Raw genomic sequence first — 26,202 nt, 5'->3', positions numbered from 1 at the left:
TTACACCGCCAGATACTGGCGGATGAGTTCCTCACTCAGGTTATCCATCCGGTCGCTGGCAACCACCCGACCACGCTCCATCAACCGAAACTCCTCGCCAACCCGGCGCGCAAAGCCCAGTTTCTGCTCAATCAGAATCACTGTCAGCCCCTCCTCCTTATTGAGCTTCAGAATAACATCTCCAATCTGTTTGACAATATTGGGTTGGATACCTTCATTAGGTTCATCGAGAATCAGCACCTTCGGTTCCAGCACCAGTGCCCGGCCAATGGCCAGTTGCTGCTGCTGACCACCGGAGAGGTCGCCTCCGCGCCGTTGCAACATCTCTTTCAACACCGGAAACAGCTCGAAAATCTTTTCCGGAATCTCTTTCGCGCCATCCTTGCGCACCGGCAACCCCACTTTCAGATTCTCTTCCACCGTCAGCAACGGAAAGATATCCCGCCCCTGGGGCACATAGCCGATGCCCGCCGGAGCCCGGTACTCCGCTTTTTTCTTCTGCAACGGTTCGCCTTGCAGCAGAATTTCGCCACTGCTGACCGGCAACAGCCCCATAATGCACTTTAACAGCGTGGTTTTACCGACACCGTTGCGCCCCATTATACAGGTGCAGGAACCCGGTTTAATATCCAGGTTAAGATCCCAGAGAATCTGCGTGCCGCCATAAAACTGATTCACATTTTTAATACTGATCATGGCGCTTCTCCCAGATACACTTCAATCACATCCTGATTATTCTGGATCTCATCCATCGTCCCCTCTGCCAGCACCGAGCCCTGATGCAATACGGTCACCGTGCGGGCGATACTGCGGACAAACTCCATATCGTGTTCCACCACTACAACGGTGCGCTCGCCTGCCAGTGAGGTCAGTAGTTCGGCGGTGCGTTCCCCCTCCTGAACCGTCATACCTGCGACCGGTTCATCCACCAGCAGCAGACGTGGATTGGCCATCAGCAACATCCCGATCTCCAGCCACTGCTTCTGACCATGGGACAGCGAACCTGCCAGCATCATCCGTTCGGCTTTCAGACCGATGGTCTCCAGCACATGGTCGATGCGGTCATACTCTTCACTATTGAGGGTTGCCAGCAGTGTCGGTATCACCGATTTATTCGACTTCAGAGACAGCTCCAGATTATCCATCACCGTATGGGCTTCAAACACGGTCGGCTTTTGAAACTTACGACCAATACCCAACTGAGCGATCTCCGCTTCATCTTTCTCCAGCAGATTCAGCGATTGTCCGAAATACACCGTACCGCTGTCACATCTGGTTTTACCGGTGATGACATCCATCAGTGTGGTCTTGCCGGCACCGTTGGCACCAATAAGACAGCGTAGTTCACCATCATTGATATAGAGGTTCAGGTCATTCAGTGCCTTAAAACCATCGAAGCTCAGATTCAGCCCCTCAACATAGAGCAGCACCTGATGAGAGATATCCACGTCCTGGCTATGATCCTGAAGAAACGGCCAGACCTGATCCCGACGCATCACTTCACGGGTGGTATCGAGTATGCTCATGCGTGGCCCTCCTCTGCTTTGTCATTCGGACGGTTATTCACATTCTGAAGCTGCCGATCTTTTAGTTGAGCCACAAGCCCCATCAACCCCTTCGGCAGATAGAGGGTCACCAGTACAAACATCGCCCCCAGTGCAAACAGCCAGCCGTCCGGCATAATGGCGGTAAACTTAGTCTTGGCGTAGTTCACCAGAATCGCACCAATAATCGCACCGACCAGGGTCCCCCGGCCACCTACCGCCACCCAGATAACGATCTCGATAGAGTTGATCGGAGAGAACTCTCCGGGATTGATAATACCGACCTGAGGTACATAAAGTGCGCCGGCAATACCGGCAATCATAGCGGAGTAAACAAACAGCCAGACCTTATAGTTTTCCGTACGATAACCGATAAAGCGGGCCCGGCTTTCTCCATCACGGATCGCCACGATCACTTTACCAAAACGGGTCTGCATGATTTTCTTACTCAGCACCAACAGCCCTGAAAGCATCAGTGCGGTAATAATAAACAGGGTCACCCGGGTGTTGTCCGACTGCAGATCAAAGCCAAGGATATCTTTAAAGTCGGTCAGGCCATTGTTGCCACCGAAGCCCATCTCATTGCGGAAGAACGACAACAGCAAAGCGTAGGTCAGTGCCTGAGTCATAATCGACAGATACACCCCGGTCACCCGTGAGCGGAACGCCAGCCAGCCAAACAGATAGGCCAGCAATCCCGGCACCAGCAGCACCATCAGCATCGCCACCCAGAACTGATCCATCCCCTGCCAGAACCAGGGCAGTTCGCTCCAGTTGAGGAACACCATGAAGTCGGGCAGTTCCGGGTTGCCGTACACACCCCGATCACCGATCTGACGCATCAGATACATCCCCATGGCATAGCCCCCCAGAGCAAAGAAAGCACCATGTCCCAGACTGAGAATACCGCAGTACCCCCAGATCACATCCACCGCCAGCGCCAGCATGGCATAGCACAGATACTTGCCTAACAGGGTGATGGTATAGGTGGAAACATAAAAAACTGAATCCTCGGGCATCAACAGATTACAGGATGATGCCAGCGCAGTGACCACCAGCAGAACCACCACAAAAGGCGCGACTTTGCTGTCACCGTTGATTCGTGAAAAACTCATAAAATTGCTCAGCAATGAACTCATTCTGCCGCCCTCCCTTTCTGCGGAAACAGCCCTTTAGGACGTTTCTGGATAAACAGAATGATAAATACCAGCACCAGAATGCTCGCCAGCACCGCACCGGTGACCGGCTCAATAAACTTATTAGCGACACCCAGAGTAAAGGCTGCCACCAGCGTACCCCAGAGGTTACCGACGCCGCCGAACACCACCACCATAAAGGAGTCGATGATATAGGCCTGTCCCAGGTTTGGACCCACATTAGTCAGCTGACTCAGCGCCACCCCGGCGATACCGGCAATACCCGATCCCAGACCAAAGGTCATCGCATCCACCCGGTCGGTACGGATACCCATCGCCTTAGCCATATCCCGGTTCTGCGATACCGCACGAACATTCAGACCCAGCGAGGTTTTCTTCAACACGATTAACAGAATCATGAAGACCAACAATGCAAAGGCAACAATGTAGAGTCGGTTGAGGGTCAGGCTCAGCAACGGATTGATCTCGATAGAACCACTCATCCAGTCAGGGGTTGCCACCTGACGGTTAAGCGGTGAAAACACAGTACGCACCATCTGCTGCAGTATCAGACTGATACCAAAGGTCGCCAGCAGAGTTTCCAGGGGCCGGCCATGCAGGTGACGAATCACTAGACGTTCGATCAGAATACCCGCCAGACCGGACACCATAAAGGCCAGCGGCACCGCAATCCAGAGGGAATATTCGATCATGTTCGGCAGCATCAGCTGCACTACATAGGTGGTATAAGCCCCCAGCATAATCATCTCGCCGTGGGCCATATTGATAACGCCCATCACCCCGAAGGTGATCGCCAGACCAATCGCCGCCAACAACAACACCGACCCCAGGCTCAGGCCAAAAAACAGCTGATTGATAAAACCGTACATCTCAGCCTGCTGATCAATCTTATCCAGCCCGGTCTGTGCCGCTTTGCGAACACTACGGGAGGGATCATTTTCTGCCAACTGAGTCAGTTGGTTGCGCACTTCCGGCTCCAGACTGCCTTCGAGATCCTTAATCGCTTGCAGCCGATCGGTTGCTTCTTCAGCATGTCGGGCACGATAGAGTGCCAGCGCCACATCCATAGCCTCCTGAACAGAGCGGCTCTGCTCTTTCAGTCGGGCATCACGAATCAGCGTAATAGTATTGGAACCCAGGTCGGAGAACAGTGAGCGAACTGCATCCTTTCTCACGGCGGAGTCAGGATGGTTCAGTTGCATCCGGGCAATGGCCTCACCCAGATAACCCCGCAGTTTATTATTCACTTTAATTTTTCTAACCTGCTTCTTGCTCAGATCGCTAAGCACTTCACCAGAAAACAGGTCAGAATAGCGGGTAACACTTTGCTCTTTGAGAGCGGCGATCAGACGCCTGGTCTCTTTTTCGTAATAGAGATCTCCGTTCAGCATCGTCTTGAACAGGGCCAGCATATCGGCCCCTTCCGTGGTTTCAAGCTGTTGCAGCACCGGTAACGCCTTGTTCAGCTTCACCTCGGTCAGCTCCAGCAGCAATGGCTGCTGGGCCTCTGAGGGCGACGCTGCCAGGACACTGGTGCTGATCAGCAAACCCAGCAGGCAGGCGCAGATCGCGTTTATATATCTCACTGGTATTCTCCGTCCGGGTAAGGCAGTCAAGGGATGCTAAATCAACGTAAATAGAGGAGTTGCTTTAATCGGCCCTTGTGACGGTCGCCAGTTATCAGACTGGCCCCTCACCTCTGCCTGTTTGTAATACAGGCTTCCGATGGAAGCCTGCTTTTCACAACCTGAAGCATTCAGGCAAATTCACTACCGTTTCCCCCAGGGAATTAGTAGTTCTGACCGGAACAGGTCTTAGTCACGGTGTTGTAGTTGCCGCAAGAGATAGGAGCAGTCCAGTCTGCAATCAGGTCTTTAGAGCCTGGCAGGAAGTCAGACCAGGCATCACCCGGAACCACACCTTCAGTCTCCCAAACCACTTCGAACTGACCATCATCCTGAATCTCACCGATCAGTACCGGCTTGCTCAGATGGTGGTTCTTGTTCATATACGCCATACCACCGGTCAGGTTTTCGGTTTCCTGGCCAATCATCGCCTGCTCAACCGCATCAACATCAGTGGTACCGGCTTTCTCAACCGCCTGAGTCCACATTTTGAAGCCGATGTAAGTCGCTTCCATCGGGTCGTTAGTCACCCGATCAGGATTACCGGTAAACGCTTTCCACTGAGAGATAAAGGCATCGTTAGCATCACTCTCAACACTCTGGAAGTAGTTCCATGCAGCCAGATGACCGACCAGAGGCTTGGTATCCAGACCCGACAGCTCTTCCTCACCAACAGAGAAAGCAACTACGGGGATATCTTCAGAAGAGATACCCTGGTTACCCAGCTCTTTATAGAACGGCACGTTAGCATCACCGTTAATAGTGGACACTACCGCAGTCTTCTTGCCTGCAGAACCGAAGCTCTTGATATCCGAAACAATTGACTGCCAGTCAGAGTGACCGAACGGCGTGTAGTTGATCATGATATCTTCAGCCGCCACACCTTTAGCTTTCAGGTAGGCTTCGAGAATCTTGTTAGTGGTACGTGGGTAAACATAGTCAGTCCCCGCCAGCACCCAGCGCTTCACACCCAGATCATTCATCAGGTAATCAACCGCAGGAATTGCCTGCTGGTTTGGCGCTGCACCGGTATAAAATACGTTTTTAGAAGATTCCTCACCCTCATACTGAACCGGGTAGAACATCAGTCCATTCAGTTCTTCAAGCACTGGCAGTGCAGATTTACGGGACACGGAAGTCCAGCAACCAAAGATGACATCGACCTGATCTTTGGTCATCAGCTCACGGGTTTTCTCAGCAAACAGCGGCCAGTTAGAGGCAGGGTCAACCACAACCGCTTCCAGCTGCTTACCCAGCAGACCGCCTTTCTTGTTCTGTTCTTCAACCATCATCAGAACGGTGTCTTTCAGCGTTGTCTCACTGATCGCCATTGTACCGGACAGAGAGTGCAGTACGCCGACTTTGATCGTATCTGCCGCCATGGCACTGATACTCAGTACACTGGCACCCATAGACAGAGCAATACCTGAAACCAGATGTTTGATCTTCATATATTTTTCCCTTCTTGAGATTAAGTTTCGATTCTTTCAGGCCGGGTCGGATTTGCACCCAGGGAATCTGTAATTGACGAAACCATTATTAGAAATAGCGCTCAATGAAGGTATGGGGTGATTGACGCACCCCTATACGTCAAATGACGTATGGGGGGGGGAAGAAGTTGTTAGTGGCTAGGGGTTAGACGCTTCGCTTGCTAGGAAGAGCAAAGGCGAAAGACGTTGCTCGTTGTTCGAACGTCACGAAAGAGCATGACTTGCTTGTGGCTCGGAAGAACTAGAGGGGGAAAATTTCATGGGAGGTTTAGATCATCGATTGGGGAAATAAAGCAGTCTTCCTTTATGCTTCAAATAGCAGTATGAAGAATACAAGACCAAAACGACGTATTGATCCGCCGGATTAATGACCTAATGAAGCTGGCTTATTTTCCATGCTGAATGTCACTGAATTTTTCGGTAAGCCAGGATAGAAAATTACCTACTTCAGGTTTCGATCTGGCTTTTTGGCTGGTCACTATGGAATACCAATCACAAAACAAACTCCGATTATCCATAATGATCAGAGCACCCTCCGCGAGTTCTCGGGCACACAAAACATCATCGGCTAAAACGACCCCTTCACCATCAACCGCAGCATCAAGCGCCAGTGATAGGTCGGAATACACAGTCCCCCTTTTCCAAGCATCATTATTCGGTTCATACTCCTCAAACCAACTACGCCAAATATCACGGCCACTCTCATGCACCAACGGTAAATCAGCGGTAATTCCTTGCTCTTTTAACCTATTTTTTTTGAACAACGAGGGGGAACACGCGGGAAAGCCTTCGAAGGGAAATAGCCTTGTCAGCGTCACTTCAGATGATTTGAGGAGTTGCTCAAAATGAATACAAATATCAACCGAACCTTCATTAATATCCGGTGGACTCCACGCAGATTTTAGATTGATATCAATATTAGGGAACTGTGTTTTAAAGTCTGCTAACTGTTTTCTAAGCCACCTATAGGCAAAAGCCGGTTCAGCGGTAATATTGATAACCTTGCTACGCGGCGTTGCTCTAATACTATCGCAGGAGTCTTGAATAATTTTAAATGCCTCTGAGATTCGCGGTGCTAGTACGCGCCCCTCATCGGTAAGTTCAACACGGTTGCCGTGCCGAGTAAAAAGGCTCACTTCGAGCCACGCCTCTAAATTTTTAATATGCTTACTAACAACACCGTGACTCACGTTTAAATCTAACCCTGCTTTTGCAAAGCTTTGGGTTTTAGACGCGGCTTCAAAAGCACGCAATGCATTAAGATAAGCAATCGATTTTGGCATCGTCTGACTGTAGCTTAAAGCTACGCTGAGCGCAATTTTTTTGCCCTTTTAAGATTTTCTTAATGTGAGATCCTACCAATCAATCATAACGCCAAACGTGAAGGTATTAAAATAGCCAAGATCAGACGAGCCCTTATCGAAGGAAAGCCAACCCTAATTGTCATCGATATTCGGGGGGAAGCTCTTTTCAGATCATGAAGATGACTCCATACCGATGACGAAAATGTTGATCATTGAGCCTTACTTAGCGTTTTTGACCGATTCATTATCGACATAACACTACTGACTCACTTTATCTACAATTTTTAATTTAAATAATATCAAGAGTAAATATCTATTTAAGTATTATTAATATCTTGAGGAGCAAGAATGAAAAACACATCCTATACTTTAGCGTTCGTCATGCTGATCGGCTTTCAAGCTCATGCTGATACTTCAGAAAAAGTCGTCAATATCTATAACTGGGCAGATTATATAAACCCGACCATTATTGAAAGCTTTGAAGAAACAACAGGTATCAAAGTCAATTATGCGGTCTATAGTTCAAATGAAGTGTTAGAAACAAAACTCTTAACAGGTAATACGGGTTACGATGTCGTATTTCCTGGAGGTGGATTTTTTGAGCGCCAAATTAATGCGGAAGTTTTTCATCAGATAGATAAGCAGCAGCTAAGCCATTATGGAAACCTTGATGATGAAATAAAAGAGCGTGCACAGGTCAGTGACCCAGGAAACAAATATGGTGTTCCATATATGTATGGCACAACAGGGATTGGTTATAACGTCGATATGGTCACTAAACGGCTCGGACACCCTCCAGAACACTCATGGGATCTAGTTTTTAAACCTGAGAATGCCGCTAAGCTGGCCGACTGTGGTATCGCTTTTATAGATTCACCTGCCGAAGTAACCTCTATCGCTTTAAATTATTTAGGTTTAGATCCAAATAGTGAAAAGCAAACCGACTTAGATCAAGTCAATACTTTATTACAATCTGTGCGTTCATCCATTCGCTATTTTGACAGTACGAATATTCTTAATGACCTCGCATCAGGAGATATCTGTATCGCAGTTGGTTATAATGGCGATATGCTATTAGCACAAGCGCGTACTATCGAAGTACAAAACAATCATCATATTGCCTATATAACGCCTAAAGAAGGCAGCTTGTTATGGTTAGATGTCATGGCCATTCCTGCTGATGCACCTCATAAGGACTCAGCATATAAATTTATCAACTACATACTTGATGCAGAAATAGCAGCATCGGCGTCCAATTACGTTTTATTTGCTATAGCGAATAAAGCAGCCGAACCATACCTTTTAGACGACGTTAAAAACAACACAGCCATTTATCCTTCTCAATCCATAAAATCAAGTCTGTTTGTTCTTAAAGCACATACAGCAAAATTTGATAGAAAGCTGTCTCGAATTTGGACAAACATAAAAACAAACCACTGAATATCCAAAGTAATAAAAGTAGATGTTTTTAATAGCACCTACTTTTTGCTACTTCTTAAGTCCATGAAAAATTATATTTAAATCAAAATCTTATAGAAAACATACCTAATTCACGTAAATATGGCCAAGTTGAGAGTTTATAATGGCGATTAAAATTGCTGAGAAATGGTTTGAGCGCAAGAAGATTAATGATCGCTTAACATTGCTTTGGGAACCTCATGTTGACCCTTTAATTAGATGTAATATCTGGCATATACGCGGACGTGATGCAGATCTATTGGTAGATTCAGGGATGGGTATTTGCAGTTTAAAACAAGCGGCTAGTGATCTTTTTGAACGATCAATTACAGCTGTTGCAACCCATACACACCATGATCATGTCGGCAGCCTTCACGAATTTTCAGTTCGTGTTGTTCATCGGCTTGAGGCACCGAGTATGTGCTCAGGAGCGCACAAACTGCCCTTACTTACGGCTGATTATCCCGATGATATGAAAAAGGCACTTGCCGATGTAGGATGCCCTCTTCCAGAACATTCACTGTTGATTGCCTATCCTGAAAAAGGTTTTAATCCAGCCAATGTCACCTTACAAGGTATCGAACCGACACGATTAGTTGACGAGGGAGATCGAATAGACCTCGGAGATCTCAACTTTGAAGTACTCCATTTACCAGGCCATTCACCCGGCAGTATCGCTTTATGGGAAGAAAAAACGGGCTGGTTTTTCTCTGGCGACGCAATATACGATGGTCCCTTATTGGATAATATTTCGGGCGCATGCGTTGAAGACTATCTCGTAACAATGGAACGTCTACTTAAACTACCAGTTCAATCAGTTTACCCCGGTCACGATGAAATATTTGGTCGTAGCAGACATATTGAAATTGCTCGACATTATATTCAATCGAAATCATTATAAAAAAGCACACGAAGCTGGGACAGGTATTGCATCATGACCTTGTTCCTCTGCTACCGATTTCCAGTAGTTAGAACAACCATGGATTGTAACATCGAGCTTAATCCCGACTTCCTTATCTTCAGGACTCCGCAAGTGCTGTGAGCTCATGCCCTGTTAACTGATAACCCACCCACTCGTGCTTTGCTTTAGCACCAAGCGACTTATAGAATTTTATAGCGGGTTCATTCCAGTCGAGAACACTCCACTCGAACCTCCCACAGCCTTTTTCTACTGCGATGTTAGCCAGGTGTTTTAAGAGTGCCTTACCTGCCCCGACACTTCGGTACTCAGGTGAAACGTATAGGTCTTCAAGATAAAGGCCGTTCTTGCCGAGCCAGGTTGAGTAATTGAAAAAATACACAGCAAAGCCAACTGGTTCGTTATTTATACTGCAGATCACTGCATGAGTGGTTGAATCCTGACCGAACAGTGATTTTTCTATATCAGACTCAGTCGCAACAACTTCATGCTCTGCTTTTTCATAACGCGCAAGCTCTTTAACAAACCGTAGAATCAAAGCTGAATCGTCAATCGTTGCCTCTTCAATCTTTATAACTGGCACTTAATATCCCCGTTTACCGTGACAAATATAATTTTAAACCAGGCTGACACGAATGCATGGCCTTATAGACATAAGGCATGGTAACGATCAGATAGTAAAGAAGAATCTCTTAGCTCCTCATCATGGGTACTGCTGACAAGCTATTTTACTTGACTAAACTACTATGGTATTTAGTGGAATAAGCTATTGCCGCTCGAGACTGTAAGGGTCTTAGTTGAAAGGAAATCAGCAGCCAGGGGTAAAATGATGCTTCGAACACATCAGACACTGTTGGACCAGATGAAGATTAGTGATGCGGAGATCCAGAGCAGGCTCGAACTTGCTGCGCTTTCCCTGAGTCACTTTGAACTACTTAAAGACGTACTTCCGCTTATCAACTCGCAGGTGGATTCAATTGTTGAGCGCTTTTATATCTCTCAGCTGGCCATTGATGAAATCGCTGTACTGATCGGTGATGCAGACACTCTGAACCGGCTTAAAGGCGCACAGCATCAGTATATTCTCGACCTTTTTTCCGGCCAGTATGACAGTACTTACGTCAACAACCGCTTACGTATCGGAATGGTTCATAAAAGAATTGGGGTTGAACCAAAACTCTATCTGAGCGCTATTTGTTCACTGAAACTGATTCTCTTTGAAGTGCTCGATCAGTCTATGACTGACGCTGAAGTCCTCAGACAGACAAAAGAGGCTTTAGATAAGTTATTGTACTTCGACACAACGCTGGTATTTGATACCTATATTTCCAGCATGATTTCAGAGCTGGAGCTGGCTAAGAAGAAAACCGAGATGTATGCCAATAGCCTTGAGGTTAAAGTGTCGGAACGCACTGCCCAACTGGAGGAACTGGCTAAAAAAGATCCGCTGACGGGTATCAATAATCAGCGAGCGATGCGTGAACTGGCCAGTGTACTACTGGCATCACTTACCCGACGCCAGGCCCCTTTCTCCCTGATCTATTTCGATATCGATAACTTTAAACAGATTAATGATCAGTACGGACACCTGAAGGGCGATGAAGTATTAAAAGTCATTTCAGAATGCATCAGACAGCATATTCGGGAAGCGGATGTCCCCTGCCGCTACGGCGGTGATGAGTTTTGCATCATGTTGCCGGATGCTGATGCCCAGTCTGCGCAAGCTGTTGCTGAAAGAATAATAGCAAGCTTTGCCAAAATTCATCCGGACTTTTCGCTGAGTGTGGGTATTGTGGACACCGGCCCCGGACAACACATGAGCCTGGATGACATGATCGGTATCGCAGATAAAAAAATGTATGAAGCTAAAGCGCTGGAAGGGTCGCGGATTATAGTCTGACGGGGAAATAAGTTGCTAGTTGCTAGGAGTTAGACGCTTCGCTTGCTAGGAAAAGCGGAAGCGCGTTTTTACCACAGAGGCACAGAGAACACGGAGGTCGTTACACCGAATTATTAACGGAGTCTCAGAGCCCTTGATCTAAAATCAACAACTCTGACCCCTTGATCGTGTAACCTTCGTTTTTTAATGTGAACCTCTCTTCTCCATCAATGAAAATGGTAGGCCATGTCCCGCCTTGGAAGAACTTGGATGGACGATATATATAAACAGTTCCCTCATTGCGACTCAAAGGTTCAAGAGAGCTAAAATTTTCACCCGTTGCGGCACAGCCTGCCAATATAAAAATCGATAGGATTAGGGGTATAACTCTCATTTTAAAAACCTCATCAAATAGGATATTTGGGATCAGGGTAAAACAAATCAATGGGGCCAGAGTGAAGCTCTGGCCCAACCTAACATGTCATTAACTGGCAGACGCATACCTGTCAACAATCAAAAAGACAAGGTAACTATCAGATCTCAAAGAGGAAGTACTGAACATCGCGATCATCCTTAAGACAAAACGAGAATGCGCAGTTGCACTCTTAATCCGGTGGAGAACCCCACCAGCGTTCCAACTTATCCCTTTGTTTCTGATGTTTTACGGAGCTCTAAGCCGCAAAACACCCCTTATCTAACGATAAAGCCAGCATAACCGCAGAGCTGAACAAAATAAACTGTAAATACCATCAACTTGCTTACAAAGCACTTAACTCAAACGCACACCACTGAATCCAGCTAAGAAGGCTCTTGCGAGCAACGAGCAAGTCACGCTCTTTGTGACGTTCGAGCAACGAGCTACGACCTGATGAATCAATTCAAGACACGCAAAACCCAAAATGATTAAAAAATAGTCACTAGTCCATCCTGCCAACTATTTCCGTGAACAGTTTTACCCTGATTAAAGAAGCCGGTAAACTGGGCGCCTCTTTATCTCTATGGACTTCACTGTCATGCCAATACTGGTTGCCGTCACTATTTTATGGGCATTTTCGTTCAGCCTGATCGGGGTATATCTTGCGGGACAGGTCGATGCCTGGTTTTCGGTATTGATGCGTGTCGCCCTGGCGACACTGATCTTTTTACCTTTTCTGAAGCTGCGTCAGATCGAGTCTAAAGTCGCTTTACAGTTGATGGTGTGCGGAGCCTTTCAGCTTGGCATCATGTATGGCTTTTATTACCAGTCCTTCTTATATCTCTCTGTACCCGAAGTTTTACTCTTCACCGTTATGACGCCCATTTACATCACCCTGCTGAATGACTTACTGGATCACCGGCTTAATATTGGTTTTATTATCAGTGCTTTATTAGCCGTTATTGGGGCAATCACTATTCGCTATCAAGGGGTGGATGAAGGCTATCTGAAGGGCTTGTTGATTGTACAAGGCGCTAACGTATGCTTTGCCGCCGGGCAAGTGGGTTACAAACGAATCATTGCAAAAGAGCGCTCAGACCTGCCTCAGCGCACTGTGTTTGGCTGTTTTTTTATTGGCGCTTTAGCCGTTGTGATCCCCTGCTATCTCATCCTGGGCAACCCGGATAAGCTACCGACCACGACTCTGCAGTGGTCAATTTTGACCTATTTAGGGCTGGTTGCGTCTGGCCTTGGCTATTTCGCCTGGAACAAGGGGGCAACACAGGTGAGTGTCGGGACACTGGCGGTCGCCAACAATCTGCTAATCCCTGCGGGCATTGTCGTTAACGTTCTATTCTGGAACCGTGATGCGGATATTTTGCGCCTGTCAATCGGAGGGGCCATTATTCTGTTAGCACTCATGGTGAACGATAAATTTAACCAGCGTATCCAACAGGCAAAAACGGCCTGATCCTTCTTCAGAAATTTAGCCAGAACATCAGGGGATACCGGCCTTCTTAACGTAATTAAAGGGCTAAAAGCCTTTTTCAAGTAAAAGATCGCCCCTGGAAGGGGCTCCTACAACAGGCTGTGACAGAGGGGGAACGACTACAATAACAAGTTCCTCAACAAATCCAGTCGCGACTCGATACCCAGAGCGCATGCTAGCGTCGCTCCCACAGAAGCTCCAAACAACGGCTTTTGAAAGCTTTTTCTAACAACTAGCAAGCGGCGAAGCCGCGTCTGGCAAGTCGCGTAGCGACGTCTAGCGACTGCTCTTATTCATGACTGGCAATCAGTCTCAACGCCACGCCCGCCGCCGCGGTGCGGTTTTCGACGCCGAGTTTGGGGAAGATCTGTTCCAGATGTTTGTTGATGGTGCGGGGGCTGATTTCGAGAATTTCAGCAATATCGCGGTTGGTTTTACCGTTGGCGAGCCAGAACAATACCTCCGCTTCCCGCTCGGTCAGTTCCAGCTCCTGCCTGAGCAGCTCGGCGCCGGTGGGCTTATTGCCATCGATCAGTTGCATCAGCACATCGCCATTGCTCTGATAGCCGATCAGCTTCAGGGTTAATGGGTAGTCGAGGTTTTTAACCGCCATCCGCTCCTGTTCTAAAGGATTGTGAGACAGCCAGTGACTGATCTGAGGTATCAGACTCTCCTCCTGCATCTGCTCGGTCACCCCTGCCCGGCCCAACAGCGCATAGGCCCGGGGGGTTGCCCAGCGCAACAGCCCCTCCCTGCCCACTGTCAGCAGATGCTGGCCAGTGCTGTCCAGCGCGCTGTGAACACTGCTGGTCTGGCGGGCGTTACCCAGATGCACCCGGATACGTGCCAATAACTCATTGGGACTGATCGGTTTGGTCAGATAATCCACTCCGCCACAATCCAGCCCGCGCACGATATCATCGGTATCGGTCAGACCGGTCATAAAGACCACCGGTATGGTGGCCAGATCGGGATCAGCCTTCAGCATACGACAGGTATCAAAGCCATCCATGACCGGCATCACCGCATCCATGAGGATAATATCGGGACGGATACGCTTGCAGATGGTGAGTGCCTGACGTCCCTCCAGCGCCACCAGAATATCCAGCCCGGCACCCTCCAGGGCGTCGTTAATCAGACTCAGCGCATTGGGGGAATCATCCACCACCAACACCACGTCATTACGATCTGATCCGCTCTCTCTTATATTCATTGATTCCGGTTCTCCAGATACACCACCAATTTATCAAACAGAAAACTTTCACTGAGCTGACGCAGATGTGTTAATGCCCCGACGGACAGAACCTCCAGCCTTTCGATCTCTTTAAGGCACTGCATCACCCCTTTGTGATAACCCAGTTCGGCACAGTTTTTCAGTTCCATCAGCAACGGATGATCAAGCTGCATAATCTCAATAACCGGGGCCAGTGGCTGTTCGGCTTCTTCTGCCTTCAGCGGTTCTGAACCGCCCCGGTAGATCCACTTCAGCTCAAGATAGCGCCCCAGCGTTTCCAGCAATTGATGATTCGCCACCGGTTTAACCAGATAATCATCATAGCTATCGTGGCCATCTTCCCTGGCGGAAAGCTCCCGGGCATCGGCGGACAACATCACAATTTTACCGGCGACTTTACGCTGCCGCAGAATGCTGGCCAGCTGCAGCCCCGACATTCCCGGCATGGAGATATCCAGCAGAAACAGGTCCGGCTCATTCTGCTGCAACAGCGCGAGACAGGCATCGGCATCCTGCGCTTCCATAATGCTGAAGCCCAGCGGCACCAGAATATCGGCCAGCAGCCCCCGCAATACCGGGTCATCATCCACCAGACAAAGGGTTCGCTGATAACCTTCATAGCCAATAATCCGCTGCTCCTGAAGCACCGGTGTCAGCTCTTCACTGCTAACCCAGGGCAACATCATCGACACCCGGAAACAGCTTCCCTGCCCGGGGCTGCTCTCCACCTGCAGATCGCCCCCCATAATCTCAGTCAGCAGTTTAACGATGGTCAGCCCCAGGCCGGTGCCCGGCAGATGGGCGGTGTCCCGGTTTCGAATCCGTTCAAAAGGCGCAAAAATACGCTGCATCTGGTATTCATCGATCCCGGATCCGGTGTCCCGAATGGCAAACTCAGCCACCTGATTACGGTAATGAATATCAAAGTCCACCCGTCCACTCGGCGTATACTTGATCGCATTAGACAGCAGATTGATCAGGATCTGTCGCAACCGTTTCTCATCGGTAACGATGCGCTGTGGTAATGGATCAGCGATATGACAGTTAAATTCAATGCCTTTCTGCAACGCCTGCATACGGAACATCTCCGCCAACTGTTCGATCAGCTCCGGCAGGTTGACCTGATTGCGATAGAGGTCTAAACGGCCCGCCTCAATCTTTGAGATATCCAGTAATCCCTCAATCAGGTCGGTGAGATAGAGACCGCTGCGATGGATGATATCCAGCCCCCGTTGCTGATCTTCCTGTAGATTTGAACGTTCGCGCAGTAGCTGTGCATAGCCAAGGATCGACTGCAATGGCGTGCGCAGTTCATGACTGATACCAGAGAGATAGCGACTCTTGGCTGCATTCGCGCGTTCCGCCAGTTCTTTGGCCTGCTGTAGTTCCAGATCGGTCTGTTCATGTGCCTCGATCTCCCGGGTCAGCTTCATGGTCTGCCGGTTAGACTCCTGCTGCGCGACCACCCTGCTCTCATGGGTCAGCAGAAACAGCCAGGTGACCACGCCCGAAGCGATAAACAGAGTAAAGAACAGGGTCCAGATGGTTTGCAGCACCAGCGCAGTCTCTTCAGGAGTAGCCGGTGCCAGTTGCCGGTAGATTACCGCCAGCAATGCCCCCAGCACCAGATTGACCACCAGCAATAGCGCGATAAATTTACCCAGCCGGGAACTGACCAGTTTGACCGCCCGCCGTGGCAGAAACAGATGCAGCATCTCCATCACCTGACGGGACAGACGCGCCTTGGGTTTACAGTTATCCAGACAACGCACATCCAGCGAACAACAGAGGGAGCAGATCGGCAGATCATAGGCGGGACAATAGCTCATATCCTCGCGTTCGAAATCGTTCTCGCAGATACCGCAGGTGACAATACTCACCCTTGGGGCATCACCATGTACCGGTACCAGACGGATATACTGGTTTAGCTCCTCGTTGGTGCGGGCAATATAGTAACGGCCACCGGTCAGCCAGGCGATGAGGGGCACACAGACAAAGCAACTGGCCAGACTGACAAAATGACACAGGTTGCGCGCAACCTCACCGAACAGCCCGAGATAACTAAGCATCCCCAGAGTAGTCGAAATCACCATCGACCCCATCCCCACGGGGTTAATGTCATACAGGTGGCCCCGTTTAAATTCGATCTCCGGCGGGCTCAGCCCCAGCGGTTTATTGATCAGCAGATCCGCTGACAGTGACGCCAGCCAGCTAATGGCAACAATCGCAAAGATCCCCAGAATCGCTTCCAGCGCCTGATAGATACCCAGCTCCATCAGAATCAGCGCAATGGTGACATTAAACACGAGCCAGACAACCCGCCCTGGGTGGCTGTGGGTCAGGCGGGAAAAGAAATTCGACCAGGCGATAGAACCGGCATAGGCATTGGTGACATTGATCTTCATCTGACAGACCACCACCATCAGCGCCGCCAGTAACAGGGCGATCTCCGGTGAGCCGGTCATCAGCTGGAACACCCGCTGATACATATAGGTCGGATCAGAAGCTTCGATGATGCCGATCCCCTGGGTGATCGCCAGATAAGCCAGAAAGGAGCCCAACAACATCTTAATCATCCCGGTAAACACCCAGCCGGGGCCTGCCAGAATCAGCCAGAACCACCACTGTTTTCTGTTATCCCGGGTTTTCTCCGGCATAAACCGCAGGTAGTCCACCTGCTCACCGATCTGCGCAAACAGGGCAAAAAACACCGATACCGCTGCACCAAACATGATGATGTCAAACTCACCACTGGCGGTAGAAGCCATCCCCGGACTGAACTCTGTCCAACCCTGCAACTTATCTGCCTCAAACCACAGCGCTACCGCCACTGCGGCCAGCTGCAGTGTTAACCATAGATTTTGCGTGCCCACCTGAAACCGGCTGATGGCGGTAATCCCGTGGGTCACGATGGGAATCACTGCAATAGCGCAGAGCAGATAACCCAGCGCCAGCGGAATACCGAACAACGCCTTCAGTGCCGAGGCCAGAATCGCAGCCTCGATGGCGAAGAAAATAAAGGTAAAGGACGCATAGATCAGCGAGGTCAGCGTAGACCCGAGGTAACCAAACCCAGCCCCCCGGGTTAGCAGATCGATATCCAGTCCATGTTTTGCTGAGTAATAAGCGATCGGTAAGCCGGTGATAAACAGCACAATGCAAACCGCCAGCATCGCCATCACCGTATTGGTGAAGCCATAGCTCAGGGTTACCGCAGCCGCCAGCCCTTCCAGTGCCAGAAATGAAGCCGCCCCCAGCGCCGTTTTACCCACCCGGGAGATACTCATATGACGCCCTTTACGCGCAGTAAAGCGTAGCGCGTAATCCTCCAGCGTCTGGTCAGCAACCCACTTGTTGTAGTGGCGGCGAACTTTAAGGATCTTCTGGAAAGCTGACATAAACTCCTGACTTAACCCTCTGAAACGGCCCGAAAAACGCACAAATCCAGTGCAGAAGATTTCCTGTAGTGCACACCCATGCACCACAAAAGAGCTGATAGAACTGTTTTTCCGTAAACCGGTCTTTATAGAGAGTTAGTAGCATGGTTTGTGCCAGACGGGAGAAAGGCTAAGACGTAGCTTGTTGTTCGTGGCTCGACGCGACTGCGTCGCTTGCCAGAAAAAGTGTAAGAGCCGCCCCAGGACAGGGCAGTAGCATGCACAGAATAACAACGCGAACATCCCGATAGATGTGCCTTTGCTCTTCTCTGTGTCCTCGGTGTTCTCTGTGGTGATAATTTTTTGAGGGTATTTTTACCACGGATGGACCAGAGGGGAGCTGTATAGAAACAAACTCTCGTGGTTCGACGCGACTGCGTCGCTTGCCAGAGAAAGCGTATAAGCCGCCCCAGGACAGGGCAAACTAAGGACTGTTTCATAGAGGCCTGTATATAAACCCTCGGTGCTCTCTGTGTCCTCTGTGGTGACAATTTTTTGAAGGTATTTTTACCACAGAGAGCACAGAGAACACCGAGGAAGAGAAAAACTAGCAGTTTATTTTTTTCAATCCAGCCGTTATGCTCATTTTATCGTTATAGAAAGGCCTTTTTGCTGCTCCATATAATGCGCAAAAATCGGGTAAACAAAGGGAAAGGTTAAAGCGCTGGTGGGATTCTCCACCGGGTTAAGAATGCTACCGCGCATTCTCGTTTTGTCTTAATGGAGATTACGATGTTCAGCACTGCCTCTTTTATCTCTTATCGATATATGCCTTTTCCCAATGTTATCCGGCCCGGGTCCTCGTCAGTCTGACAATAAATGTTATCTGTAATCATGAGTAAGAAAAATTTTTCTATTGCTTCACTGCTTCTACTCTCATTCGGAATGGCTGTAGTAGAGGTCATGCTTAACAGCCAGGGAGAGGTCGTTTCAGATGAAACGCAGTCTCTCTGGGGGTTCATATTTCTCGTTATTACTATTATTTGGGTGATCGCCGACTCAGAGACAAATAATTTTAAGAAACCATTTGATTTTGGTTTTCTCATTTACCTCTTCTGGCCAGTCGCCCTGCCTTACTACCTGATCACAACACGGGGCTTTGAAGGTTTTGTATTCTTTCTTGGCCTTATGAGTATATGGCTTGGGCCCTGGTTGGCTGGGCTAGTGGCGTACACCTATGTATATACTCCTTAGTACAGCAACAAAGTGTAAAACGCCCCCTAAATACGGCTTGTGGTAACCTCAAACTGGAACATGGAAGTAATGAAAAGAATCTTTTTAGCAGTATCAATTTGTTTGGCAACAAACTCATATGCATTGTCGTTCGAAGACGCCATAGTCAATCCGGGAGAATCCGTATCAGGTAAGCATCTGGATGAATATGCCAATATGTGGTGGCAGTGGACGTACACAATGCCAAAAGAGATCAGCCCGGTTCGTGACACTACAGGTAAATATTGCCATGTAGGGCAACAAGGTGAAGTATGGTTTCTTGCTGGCGGTTACGGTACATCAAAAATCAAAAGAAGATGTGAAATACCTCAGGGAAAGTACATATTCTTTCCTGTAATAAATATGGCTTACTGGCCCAGAACGGAAGGCTCAATGTCCTGTGACAGTGCTAAAAGAAGTGCGGCACTTAATAATGACGAGTTGCTTTCCATCCAGGTAGAGCTGGATTCAATGAAAGCGCTAAATCCGACAAGCATGAGGGTCGCTTCTCAGGACTGCTTTAATTTGCTGGGATTAGTTCCAAAGAGATACAGCCCGCCAAACCTATACCCTGCAGCAACAGATGGCTATTGGGTCATGCTGAAACCGCTTGCAAAGGGCGCTCATATTTTAAAATTCAATGCGATGTATAACCGTGAAAAAGGTGCATATAGTAAAATGGCCCAGGACATTGAGTATAAAATTTTCGTCAAGTAGCCTTAAATACTTGGCAATAAGGGTTAGCTTAAACCTTTTGCCAACGCGCTATACTCTTCAACACAAAAGCTAACAGAGCCCGAATCATTTAAATGAAACTGCTCTCAAGGATGAGTAAATGAAAAAGCTGATTATTATTCCACTGGGTATTGTTTTACTTTTTGCTGTTGCGGCGATCGGTTATCTGCTTCTGATGACGGGGCTGATGAAAGCAGCGTCTCCTCCCTCATTTCAGATTACTTATGCGGCCATTGCAGGCTGCAAAAATCAGCAAGAGATCCAACAGAATGATGGTGCGCTGTTCCAGGGGTTTGACTATCTGGCCCCCTACATCCCCTACCTGCTTCGCTGGGATCAGATGCTGTTTAACGACCACTTTGTTATCACTGACAGCCTGGTAAGTAATCAAAGTGTATTTCACATTTTGCTGACCGCATCAGAGTTGGGCGAATCAGAGTGTGATGAGCAGATTATGTCGTTAGCTCAGCATTATCAAAGCCGCGGTGCCTACATTGATCAGTTTAACGACTATGGAATGACACCCCTGCAGGAAGCCGTGATCACCCGTAATGAAAATTTTGTTCGCTTTTATTCCGGGTTAGGGGCCAATAAACACCTTAAAACCAAAAGCAACATCCCATTGATATCCGGCAAGGATATCGATCAGATAGTCAGGCTCCTTCGGGAAAAAGCGCCAGATGATTTAAAACTGGCACGTATCGAGACTTTATTGAAATAAAGGGATTGAAATAAGGGGAACTAAAAAAGAGGGCTGCAATAAAGAACTGGCTTATTTTAAAGCCTGTCCTCCAGGATGCGGCTAATCTGTTTTTACCACAGAGGGCACAGAGCACACTGAGGAGAACAAGGAAAATCGCCACGGGGCGTGGCTCCCACAAAAGCCGGCTCCCACAAAAAGGACAATTCAGATATTTTTTGCAAGTGGCAAAGCGACATCTGGCTACTGCTTTAAACAATAAGCCATGCCCTGAGATAGGTGAGCAAACGGCTTTCTATGCTTTCGCTGGCATGCAGTGCGCAAAAGTTAAGCGCCATCGCCTGTACCGAAAAAGCCTGAATCCCTTCTGCTAATAGCTGCGTGCTGACATCACGGCGAAACGGTCCATCTGCAAGCCATGCCGATACCACCTGGCCATGGCGTTCAAAGGTCATCGCAATATCCCCTATCTGCTCGATCGCAGCTGCTCCAGAGTAACGCAGAATCACATCAAAGACATATCTTTCACAGGTCATAAACTCCAGCAATGGCATGAGTGTAGCCACCAGTTCTTCAACATCCGCAGGGGCTTTGCACTGCTCCAGCTCATCTAAACAACGGTTGATCCCCTCGCCAATTAAGCGATCCATCAGGGCATCTTTATCAGCAAAGTGGGCAAAAAAAGTGCCTTTAGCAACACCCGCCCTCTTTACCACCTCTTCGACGCGCAGCGCTTCATAGCCATTTTCGGCAATAACGTTACTTGCCGCTTCAACGAGTCGTGCGCGAGTGGCGAGTGTGCGTTTCTGTACGGTTTTTGTCATGTGCGCATGATGCCCGTAAAAGCAATTGATGGCAATAAATATATTGACCGCGGTCATTTTTACATTAATAATGACCATGGTCAATTTAAGGAACCTACCCATGAATAACAAACGAATCTACATACTCAATGGCCATCCGGCTCAAAAATCTCTTTCAAAAGCCCTGCTCGAATCCTACGCAGATGCAGCCCGTGAAGCCGGCCATGAAGTTCGCATGGCTCACCTGCACGATATGGAATTTGACAGTGATTATGGTTTCGCGGGATACACAACCTATAAGCCACTTGAACCCGTGTTAGAAAAAGTGCTTAACGATCTGGAGTGGTGTGAACATCTGGTGATGTCGACGCCCCTGTGGTGGGGTGGTTTACCGGCAAAACTAAAGGGCCTGTTTGACCGTGCTTTTCTGCCTGGACGTGTGTTTGATACACAAGTCACAAAATTCGGCATACCCAGCCCAATGCTGGCAGGCCGCACCGCACGGGTAATAGTCACATCAGATACACCCAACCTGTTCATGCGGCTACTTTATAAAAACGCGGTGCACCATCAGTTGCGTAAACAGATATTTGGCTTTATCGGGTTCAAACCAACCCGAATCATCCAGTTCAGTGGTGCCAGCCATGCGAAACCCGCGGCAGTCGAGCGCTGGTTGAAGCAGGTAAGAAAGATAGGGGCCAGCGCCTCTTAACAGTCCAGAAACCTAGGTTATGGGTGGCTCTATGCCACCCGGCGCCAGCCTGATAGTTCTAGGTATCGGAACTATGTCTAATCGCAACACTTACGCGCATCTTTATTAGAAAAGAAAACTGCTAATGATTTTTTACCACAGAGAACACAGAGGGCACTGAGGAGAGCAAAGATCATCGCCACGGGGGCGTGGCTCCCACAAAAAACACAATTCAGAAGTGTTCCAGCTCAGACATTGGTCAGCGCTATGATTGCTGAATTAACTGTCGCCGGCTTGTCTCTTATCTCAACGCTAAGAACAGCGCGAGAATCTGTTTAGGAAAAAAAACTGCTAATGATTGTTACCACAGAGGGCACAGAGAACACTGAGGAGAGCAAGATCATCGCCACGGGGGCGTGGCTCCCACAAAGTTGGCTCCCAAAAAACATAGTACAGATGTTTTTCAGCAAGTGGCAAAGCCACGTCTGGCTAATTGCGAAGCAACGGCACTCGTCAGCGCTATGATTGCTGAATTAATGGTCGCCAGCTTGTCTCTTATCTCAACGCTAAGAACAGCGCGAGCATCTGTTTAGGAAAAAACTGCTAATGATTGTTACCACAGAGAACACTGAGGAGAGCAAGATCATCACCACGGGGGCGTGACTCCAACAAAAGCTGGCTCCCACAAAACATAGTACAGATGTTTTTCAGCAAGTGGCGAAGCGACATCTGGCTAGCCGCGCAGCAGCGATCTGGCAACCTTACCAGATGACTACCAATCCAGTCCAATCTACTATCTATCCAGTAAAAATAGAGTCAACCGGCACCACCACCCCACACTCATCCGGTGAATACCCGGGCAGTTTCAGCACCGCTTGCTGGAACGCTTCTCCCCTAATACTCGCCAACAACCGTCCCATCGCTTCCTGTTTCAGGGTTTTGCTATGGCACACCAACAGGTAGTGCTCAGAAGATAACGGTATAAAATCGAGACCAAACTGGCGGGCGGCGGCTTCCACCCCCATGCCGACATCTGCCATCCCCGCTGCCACAAAAGCGGCGACCGCTGAGTGGGTAAACTCCTCATCGGCAAAACCGCTGATCTTCTTACTGTTAACGCCCTCACGCAGCAGCAGTTCATCCAGCAGTGCGCGGGTACCGGAGTCCTTCTGACGGTTGATGAATTTCACCTCTTTGCGCAGCAGATCTTTAAGCCCGGCTATCTGTTTTGGATTACCGGGTTTAACCATCAATCCCTGCTGCCGGGTGATGAATTTAACGATCTTATGCACCCGGGGTTTCAGGTGACGACTATAGGTTTCATAGAGTGCATCGCTCATCCCCCCGGCCCGGCCGTTCACCGGCACGTGAAAACCCGCCAGATCACAGGCGCCACGGTTGAGCGAGGCCAGCGCTTCCTCGGCACTCTTATACTGCAGGTCCAGTTGGATATCGTCAGAGAAGCCCGGTAACAACGCCACCGCATAACCGTAACTGGCATGCAGTCGCAGCAATGGACTCACCCCTTCCAGGGCACGGTGAATCTCCAGATTCAACTCAGACGCCAGACTCTCTAACTGGGGCTCCAGACGCGCCAGCACCCGCTGCTCTGCCCAGAGTAACTTCTCTCCCAGGGCTGACAGTGTCGCACCTTTACCCTTCTGCATATCCACCAGTGGTAAACCAAAAAATGCCGCCCAGGTATTCAGCAGATTCCAACCATGACGGTAAGAGATGCCTATTTGCGACGTCGCCTCGGTCAGTTTACCCGTGTCATGTATTGCCCCCAGTAGAGAAAATAGTTGGGGATTCAACTGGTTACCACCGGAATCCCGGAACGACCAGCTTGGCACAACCTGAATTCGTTTCATATGCATAATATTTCATATTTCGTATAACAGCGACTAATGCTACTTTAAACAGAGCTATAAAGTACATAACTCACGTATTATCACCTCAATACAGAGACATATGAACTAAACTTCATATGTTTAAGAGAATAAAAAAATGACCGCAGTTAACGAGCAGATGTTGCCGCTAGTCAGGGAAGTCATCTCCGGTTTACAGCATAAACCCGGAGCCCTGCTACCGATCCTCCATGAGATCCAGAACCGACTGGGCTATATCCCCCCGGAGTCTGTTCCGCTGATCGCAGAAGCACTGAATCAGTCCCGCGCGGATATCCACGGCGTAATCAGTTTTTATCACCAGTTCCGCTCAACCGCCCCGGGCAAACACACCATTGAGGTTTGCCGCGCTGAGGCCTGTCAGTCGATGGGCGCACGTCAACTGGAAGCCCATGCCAAGGCAACTCTGGGGGTGGATTATCACGGCACCACCAGCGATCAGAATATCACGCTGGAAGAGGTTTACTGTCTGGGTAACTGCGCCTGCTCTCCCTCAGTACGAATCAATGATGAGATCGTCGGCCGGGTCACTCCGGAAAAATTTGATCAGTTGGTCGATGAGCTGCGTTCGCAAACGCTGGAGGTTCACTGATGTCCAGTTCAGTAACAAATAATACAATGACAAAGATCTTTATCCCCCGGGACACTACAGCGCTGGCCATGGGTGCAGATCGTCTGGCCTGCGAAATTGCAGCAGAAGCTGAGAACCGTGGCGAAACCATCGAGATCATCCGCAACGGCTCCCGGGGCCTGTTCTGGCTGGAACCCCTGGTGGAGGTTGAAACCGCTGGCGGACGAATCGCTTACGGACCGGTTGAAACTAAGGATATCGACAGTCTGTTTGATCAGGCATTTCTCAGCGGCGAAACTTCACACCCGCTGTGTCAGGGACTCACCGAAGAGATCCCCTACCTTAAAAAACAGCAGCGGCTAACCTTTGCCCGCGCCGGTATTACCGACCCGGTGTCACTGGAGGATTACCAGCGGCTGGATGGTTTTAATGGTCTGAAAAAAGCGTTGGTGATGGAGGGGCAGTCAATTGTTGATGAGGTGAAAACCTCCGGTCTGCGTGGCCGTGGTGGCGCAGCCTTCCCCACCGGCATCAAATGGCAAACGGTGCTCGATGCGACCCCGGGCAAAGCTCGTAACGATAAGTTGGGGCAAAAATATATCGTCTGCAACGCCGACGAAGGGGATTCCGGCACCTTTGCTGACCGGATGGTGATGGAAGCCGATCCCTATATGCTGATTGAGGGGATGACCATCGCGGGCCTCGCTGTGGGTGCTGACCAGGGTTATATCTATCTGCGTTCAGAATATCCGGTGGCACACCAGATCCTTAACGAAGCGATTGCTAAAGCGGAAGCCGCCGGTTTTCTCGGCAACAACATTCTCAATAGCGGTAAAACCTTCAATCTGGAAGTCCGTCTGGGCGCTAAAGCGTATATCTGCGGCGAAGAGACGTCGCTGCTGGAAAGCCTGGAGGGCAAGCGCGGTATGGTACGGGCTAAACCGCCCCTGCCAGCGATTGTCGGCCTGTTTGGCCAGCCTACTATCGTTAATAACGTGCTCTCGCTGGCGGCGATCCCCTATATTCTGTCCCAGGGCGGTCAGGCCTATGCAGACTTCGGTATGGGACGCTCGCTGGGTACTCTGCCGTTCCAGTTGGCAGGCAATATCAAACGCGGCGGACTGATTGAGCTGGCCTTTGGTGTCACCCTGCGGGAGCTGTTAGAAGAGTATGGCGGTGGCACCTTCAGTGGCCGTCCGATGCGGGCGGTTCAGGTGGGTGGCCCGCTGTGTGCTTATCTGCCGGAAAGCCAGTGGGATACGCCGATGGATTATGAATCGTTCCAGGCGGTCGGTGCCGCACTCGGACATGGCGGTATCGTGGTCTTTGACGATACTGTGGATATGTCTGAGCAGGCACGTTTCTCAATGGAGTTCTGTGTCGCAGAATCCTGCGGTAAATGTACCCCTTGTCGCATCGGCTCTACCCGCGGTGTTGAGGTCATTGACCGCATCCGTAATGACGAAAACCGTGCATCGAATATGGAACTACTCAGTGATCTGTGTGAAACCATGATCGACGGTTCTTTATGTGCCATGGGTGGAATGACCCCCTTCCCGGTACAGAGTGCCGTGAAGCACTTCCCTGAGGATTTCAATCAACCCGCGCCACACAACCATGGGGAGGCCTGAT

21 protein-coding genes are annotated in these 26,202 nt (G+C 49.3%); 10 read left to right on the top strand and 11 right to left on the bottom strand.

Annotation, left to right across the window (positions count from 1 at the left end):
* The 6 genes from urtE to BMY09_RS09265 form a co-directional block, all read right to left on the bottom strand.
* On the bottom strand, positions 1-696 hold the full coding sequence (gene urtE / locus BMY09_RS09290; protein ID WP_091356983.1) for an urea ABC transporter ATP-binding subunit UrtE: 696 nt from the start codon (positions 694-696) through the stop codon (positions 1-3).
* Positions 693-1,526: an urea ABC transporter ATP-binding protein UrtD gene (urtD, locus tag BMY09_RS09285; RefSeq protein WP_091356980.1), complete on the bottom strand. Its 834-nt coding sequence runs from the start codon at positions 1,524-1,526 to the stop codon at positions 693-695. Before urtD ends, urtE begins: the two co-directional genes overlap by 4 nt.
* Positions 1,523-2,659: an urea ABC transporter permease subunit UrtC gene (gene urtC / locus BMY09_RS09280; protein ID WP_245756538.1), complete on the bottom strand. Its 1,137-nt coding sequence runs from the start codon at positions 2,657-2,659 to the stop codon at positions 1,523-1,525. The genes urtD and urtC overlap by 4 nt, the downstream gene beginning before the upstream one ends.
* A gap of 20 nt (positions 2,660-2,679) precedes the next feature.
* A complete protein-coding gene (gene urtB / locus BMY09_RS09275) occupies positions 2,680-4,287 on the bottom strand; it encodes an urea ABC transporter permease subunit UrtB (RefSeq protein ID WP_091356976.1) in 1,608 nt (535 codons plus the stop codon).
* Positions 4,288-4,490: 203 nt separating this feature from the next.
* Positions 4,491-5,777 (bottom strand): urea ABC transporter substrate-binding protein, encoded by a 1,287-nt coding sequence (urtA, locus tag BMY09_RS09270; protein ID WP_091356975.1) that lies wholly within the window; start codon positions 5,775-5,777, stop codon positions 4,491-4,493.
* Between the two features lie 425 nt (positions 5,778-6,202).
* Positions 6,203-7,099: a LysR substrate-binding domain-containing protein gene (locus BMY09_RS09265; protein WP_091356972.1), complete on the bottom strand. Its 897-nt coding sequence runs from the start codon at positions 7,097-7,099 to the stop codon at positions 6,203-6,205.
* A gap of 369 nt (positions 7,100-7,468) precedes the next feature.
* Here BMY09_RS09265 and BMY09_RS09260 point away from each other — a divergent pair, with 369 nt between their 5' ends.
* Both BMY09_RS09260 and BMY09_RS09255 read left to right on the top strand, forming a co-directional pair.
* Positions 7,469-8,560 (top strand): polyamine ABC transporter substrate-binding protein, encoded by a 1,092-nt coding sequence (locus tag BMY09_RS09260; protein ID WP_091356970.1) that lies wholly within the window; start codon positions 7,469-7,471, stop codon positions 8,558-8,560.
* A 142-nt stretch (positions 8,561-8,702) separates the two neighbouring features.
* Positions 8,703-9,479: an MBL fold metallo-hydrolase gene (locus tag BMY09_RS09255; RefSeq protein WP_091356968.1), complete on the top strand. Its 777-nt coding sequence runs from the start codon at positions 8,703-8,705 to the stop codon at positions 9,477-9,479.
* A gap of 118 nt (positions 9,480-9,597) precedes the next feature.
* On the opposite strand, the gene BMY09_RS09250 is transcribed toward BMY09_RS09255, so the two are convergent.
* Entirely contained in the window at positions 9,598-10,080 is a 483-nt protein-coding gene (locus BMY09_RS09250) for a GNAT family N-acetyltransferase (protein WP_091356966.1), read from the bottom strand.
* A gap of 243 nt (positions 10,081-10,323) precedes the next feature.
* Between BMY09_RS09250 and BMY09_RS09245 the strand changes: the two genes are divergently transcribed.
* Entirely contained in the window at positions 10,324-11,397 is a 1,074-nt protein-coding gene (locus BMY09_RS09245; protein WP_217647414.1) for a GGDEF domain-containing protein, read from the top strand.
* Positions 11,398-12,389: 992 nt separating this feature from the next.
* Entirely contained in the window at positions 12,390-13,262 is an 873-nt protein-coding gene (locus BMY09_RS09235; protein ID WP_091357235.1) for a carboxylate/amino acid/amine transporter, read from the top strand.
* Positions 13,263-13,569: 307 nt separating this feature from the next.
* Here BMY09_RS09235 and BMY09_RS09230 read toward each other — a convergent pair whose 3' ends face one another.
* Positions 13,570-14,493 carry a response regulator transcription factor gene (locus BMY09_RS09230; RefSeq protein ID WP_091356959.1) on the bottom strand — a complete coding sequence of 308 codons (924 nt, stop codon included), beginning with the start codon at positions 14,491-14,493 and terminating at the stop codon, positions 13,570-13,572.
* Complete coding sequence (locus BMY09_RS09225) at positions 14,490-17,912, bottom strand: hybrid sensor histidine kinase/response regulator (protein ID WP_091356956.1); 3,423 nt, start codon at positions 17,910-17,912, stop codon at positions 14,490-14,492. The genes BMY09_RS09230 and BMY09_RS09225 overlap by 4 nt, the downstream gene beginning before the upstream one ends.
* Before the next feature lie 873 nt (positions 17,913-18,785).
* On the opposite strand from BMY09_RS09225, the gene BMY09_RS09220 reads away from it, so the two are divergent.
* From BMY09_RS09220 to BMY09_RS09210, 3 genes are all read left to right on the top strand, one after another.
* Positions 18,786-19,145, top strand: a complete 360-nt coding sequence (locus BMY09_RS09220; protein ID WP_139203172.1) for a hypothetical protein — start codon at positions 18,786-18,788, stop codon at positions 19,143-19,145.
* Positions 19,146-19,214: 69 nt separating this feature from the next.
* Positions 19,215-19,880, top strand: coding sequence for a hypothetical protein (locus BMY09_RS09215; RefSeq protein WP_139203171.1), 666 nt, complete (start codon positions 19,215-19,217; stop codon positions 19,878-19,880).
* 118 nt (positions 19,881-19,998) lie between these two features.
* Positions 19,999-20,619 carry a hypothetical protein gene (locus BMY09_RS09210; RefSeq protein ID WP_091356950.1) on the top strand — a complete coding sequence of 207 codons (621 nt, stop codon included), beginning with the start codon at positions 19,999-20,001 and terminating at the stop codon, positions 20,617-20,619.
* Positions 20,620-20,849: 230 nt separating this feature from the next.
* Here BMY09_RS09210 and BMY09_RS09205 read toward each other — a convergent pair whose 3' ends face one another.
* On the bottom strand, positions 20,850-21,422 hold the full coding sequence (locus BMY09_RS09205; RefSeq protein ID WP_091357232.1) for a TetR/AcrR family transcriptional regulator: 573 nt from the start codon (positions 21,420-21,422) through the stop codon (positions 20,850-20,852).
* 100 nt (positions 21,423-21,522) lie between these two features.
* On the opposite strand from BMY09_RS09205, the gene BMY09_RS09200 reads away from it, so the two are divergent.
* Complete coding sequence (locus tag BMY09_RS09200) at positions 21,523-22,113, top strand: NAD(P)H-dependent oxidoreductase (RefSeq protein WP_091356947.1); 591 nt, start codon at positions 21,523-21,525, stop codon at positions 22,111-22,113.
* 776 nt (positions 22,114-22,889) lie between these two features.
* Here the strand turns inward: BMY09_RS09200 and BMY09_RS09195 are convergent.
* Positions 22,890-23,963, bottom strand: a complete 1,074-nt coding sequence (locus tag BMY09_RS09195) for a substrate-binding domain-containing protein (protein ID WP_091357230.1) — start codon at positions 23,961-23,963, stop codon at positions 22,890-22,892.
* 136 nt (positions 23,964-24,099) lie between these two features.
* Between BMY09_RS09195 and BMY09_RS09190 the strand changes: the two genes are divergently transcribed.
* The gene (locus BMY09_RS09190; RefSeq protein ID WP_091356944.1) at positions 24,100-24,591 is read left to right on the top strand and encodes a formate dehydrogenase subunit gamma; all 492 of its coding nucleotides are present in this window, start codon (positions 24,100-24,102) and stop codon (positions 24,589-24,591) included.
* Positions 24,591-26,201, top strand: coding sequence for a formate dehydrogenase beta subunit (locus BMY09_RS09185; protein ID WP_091356942.1), 1,611 nt, complete (start codon positions 24,591-24,593; stop codon positions 26,199-26,201). Before BMY09_RS09190 ends, BMY09_RS09185 begins: the two co-directional genes overlap by 1 nt.
* The last annotated feature ends 1 nt before the right edge of the window (position 26,202 follow it).

The sequence above is a fragment of the Amphritea atlantica genome, from assembly GCF_900111095.1.
Taxonomy (GTDB): Bacteria; Pseudomonadota; Gammaproteobacteria; order Pseudomonadales; family Balneatricaceae; genus Amphritea; species Amphritea atlantica.
This window is presented reverse-complemented; position numbering and strand designations above follow the sequence as displayed.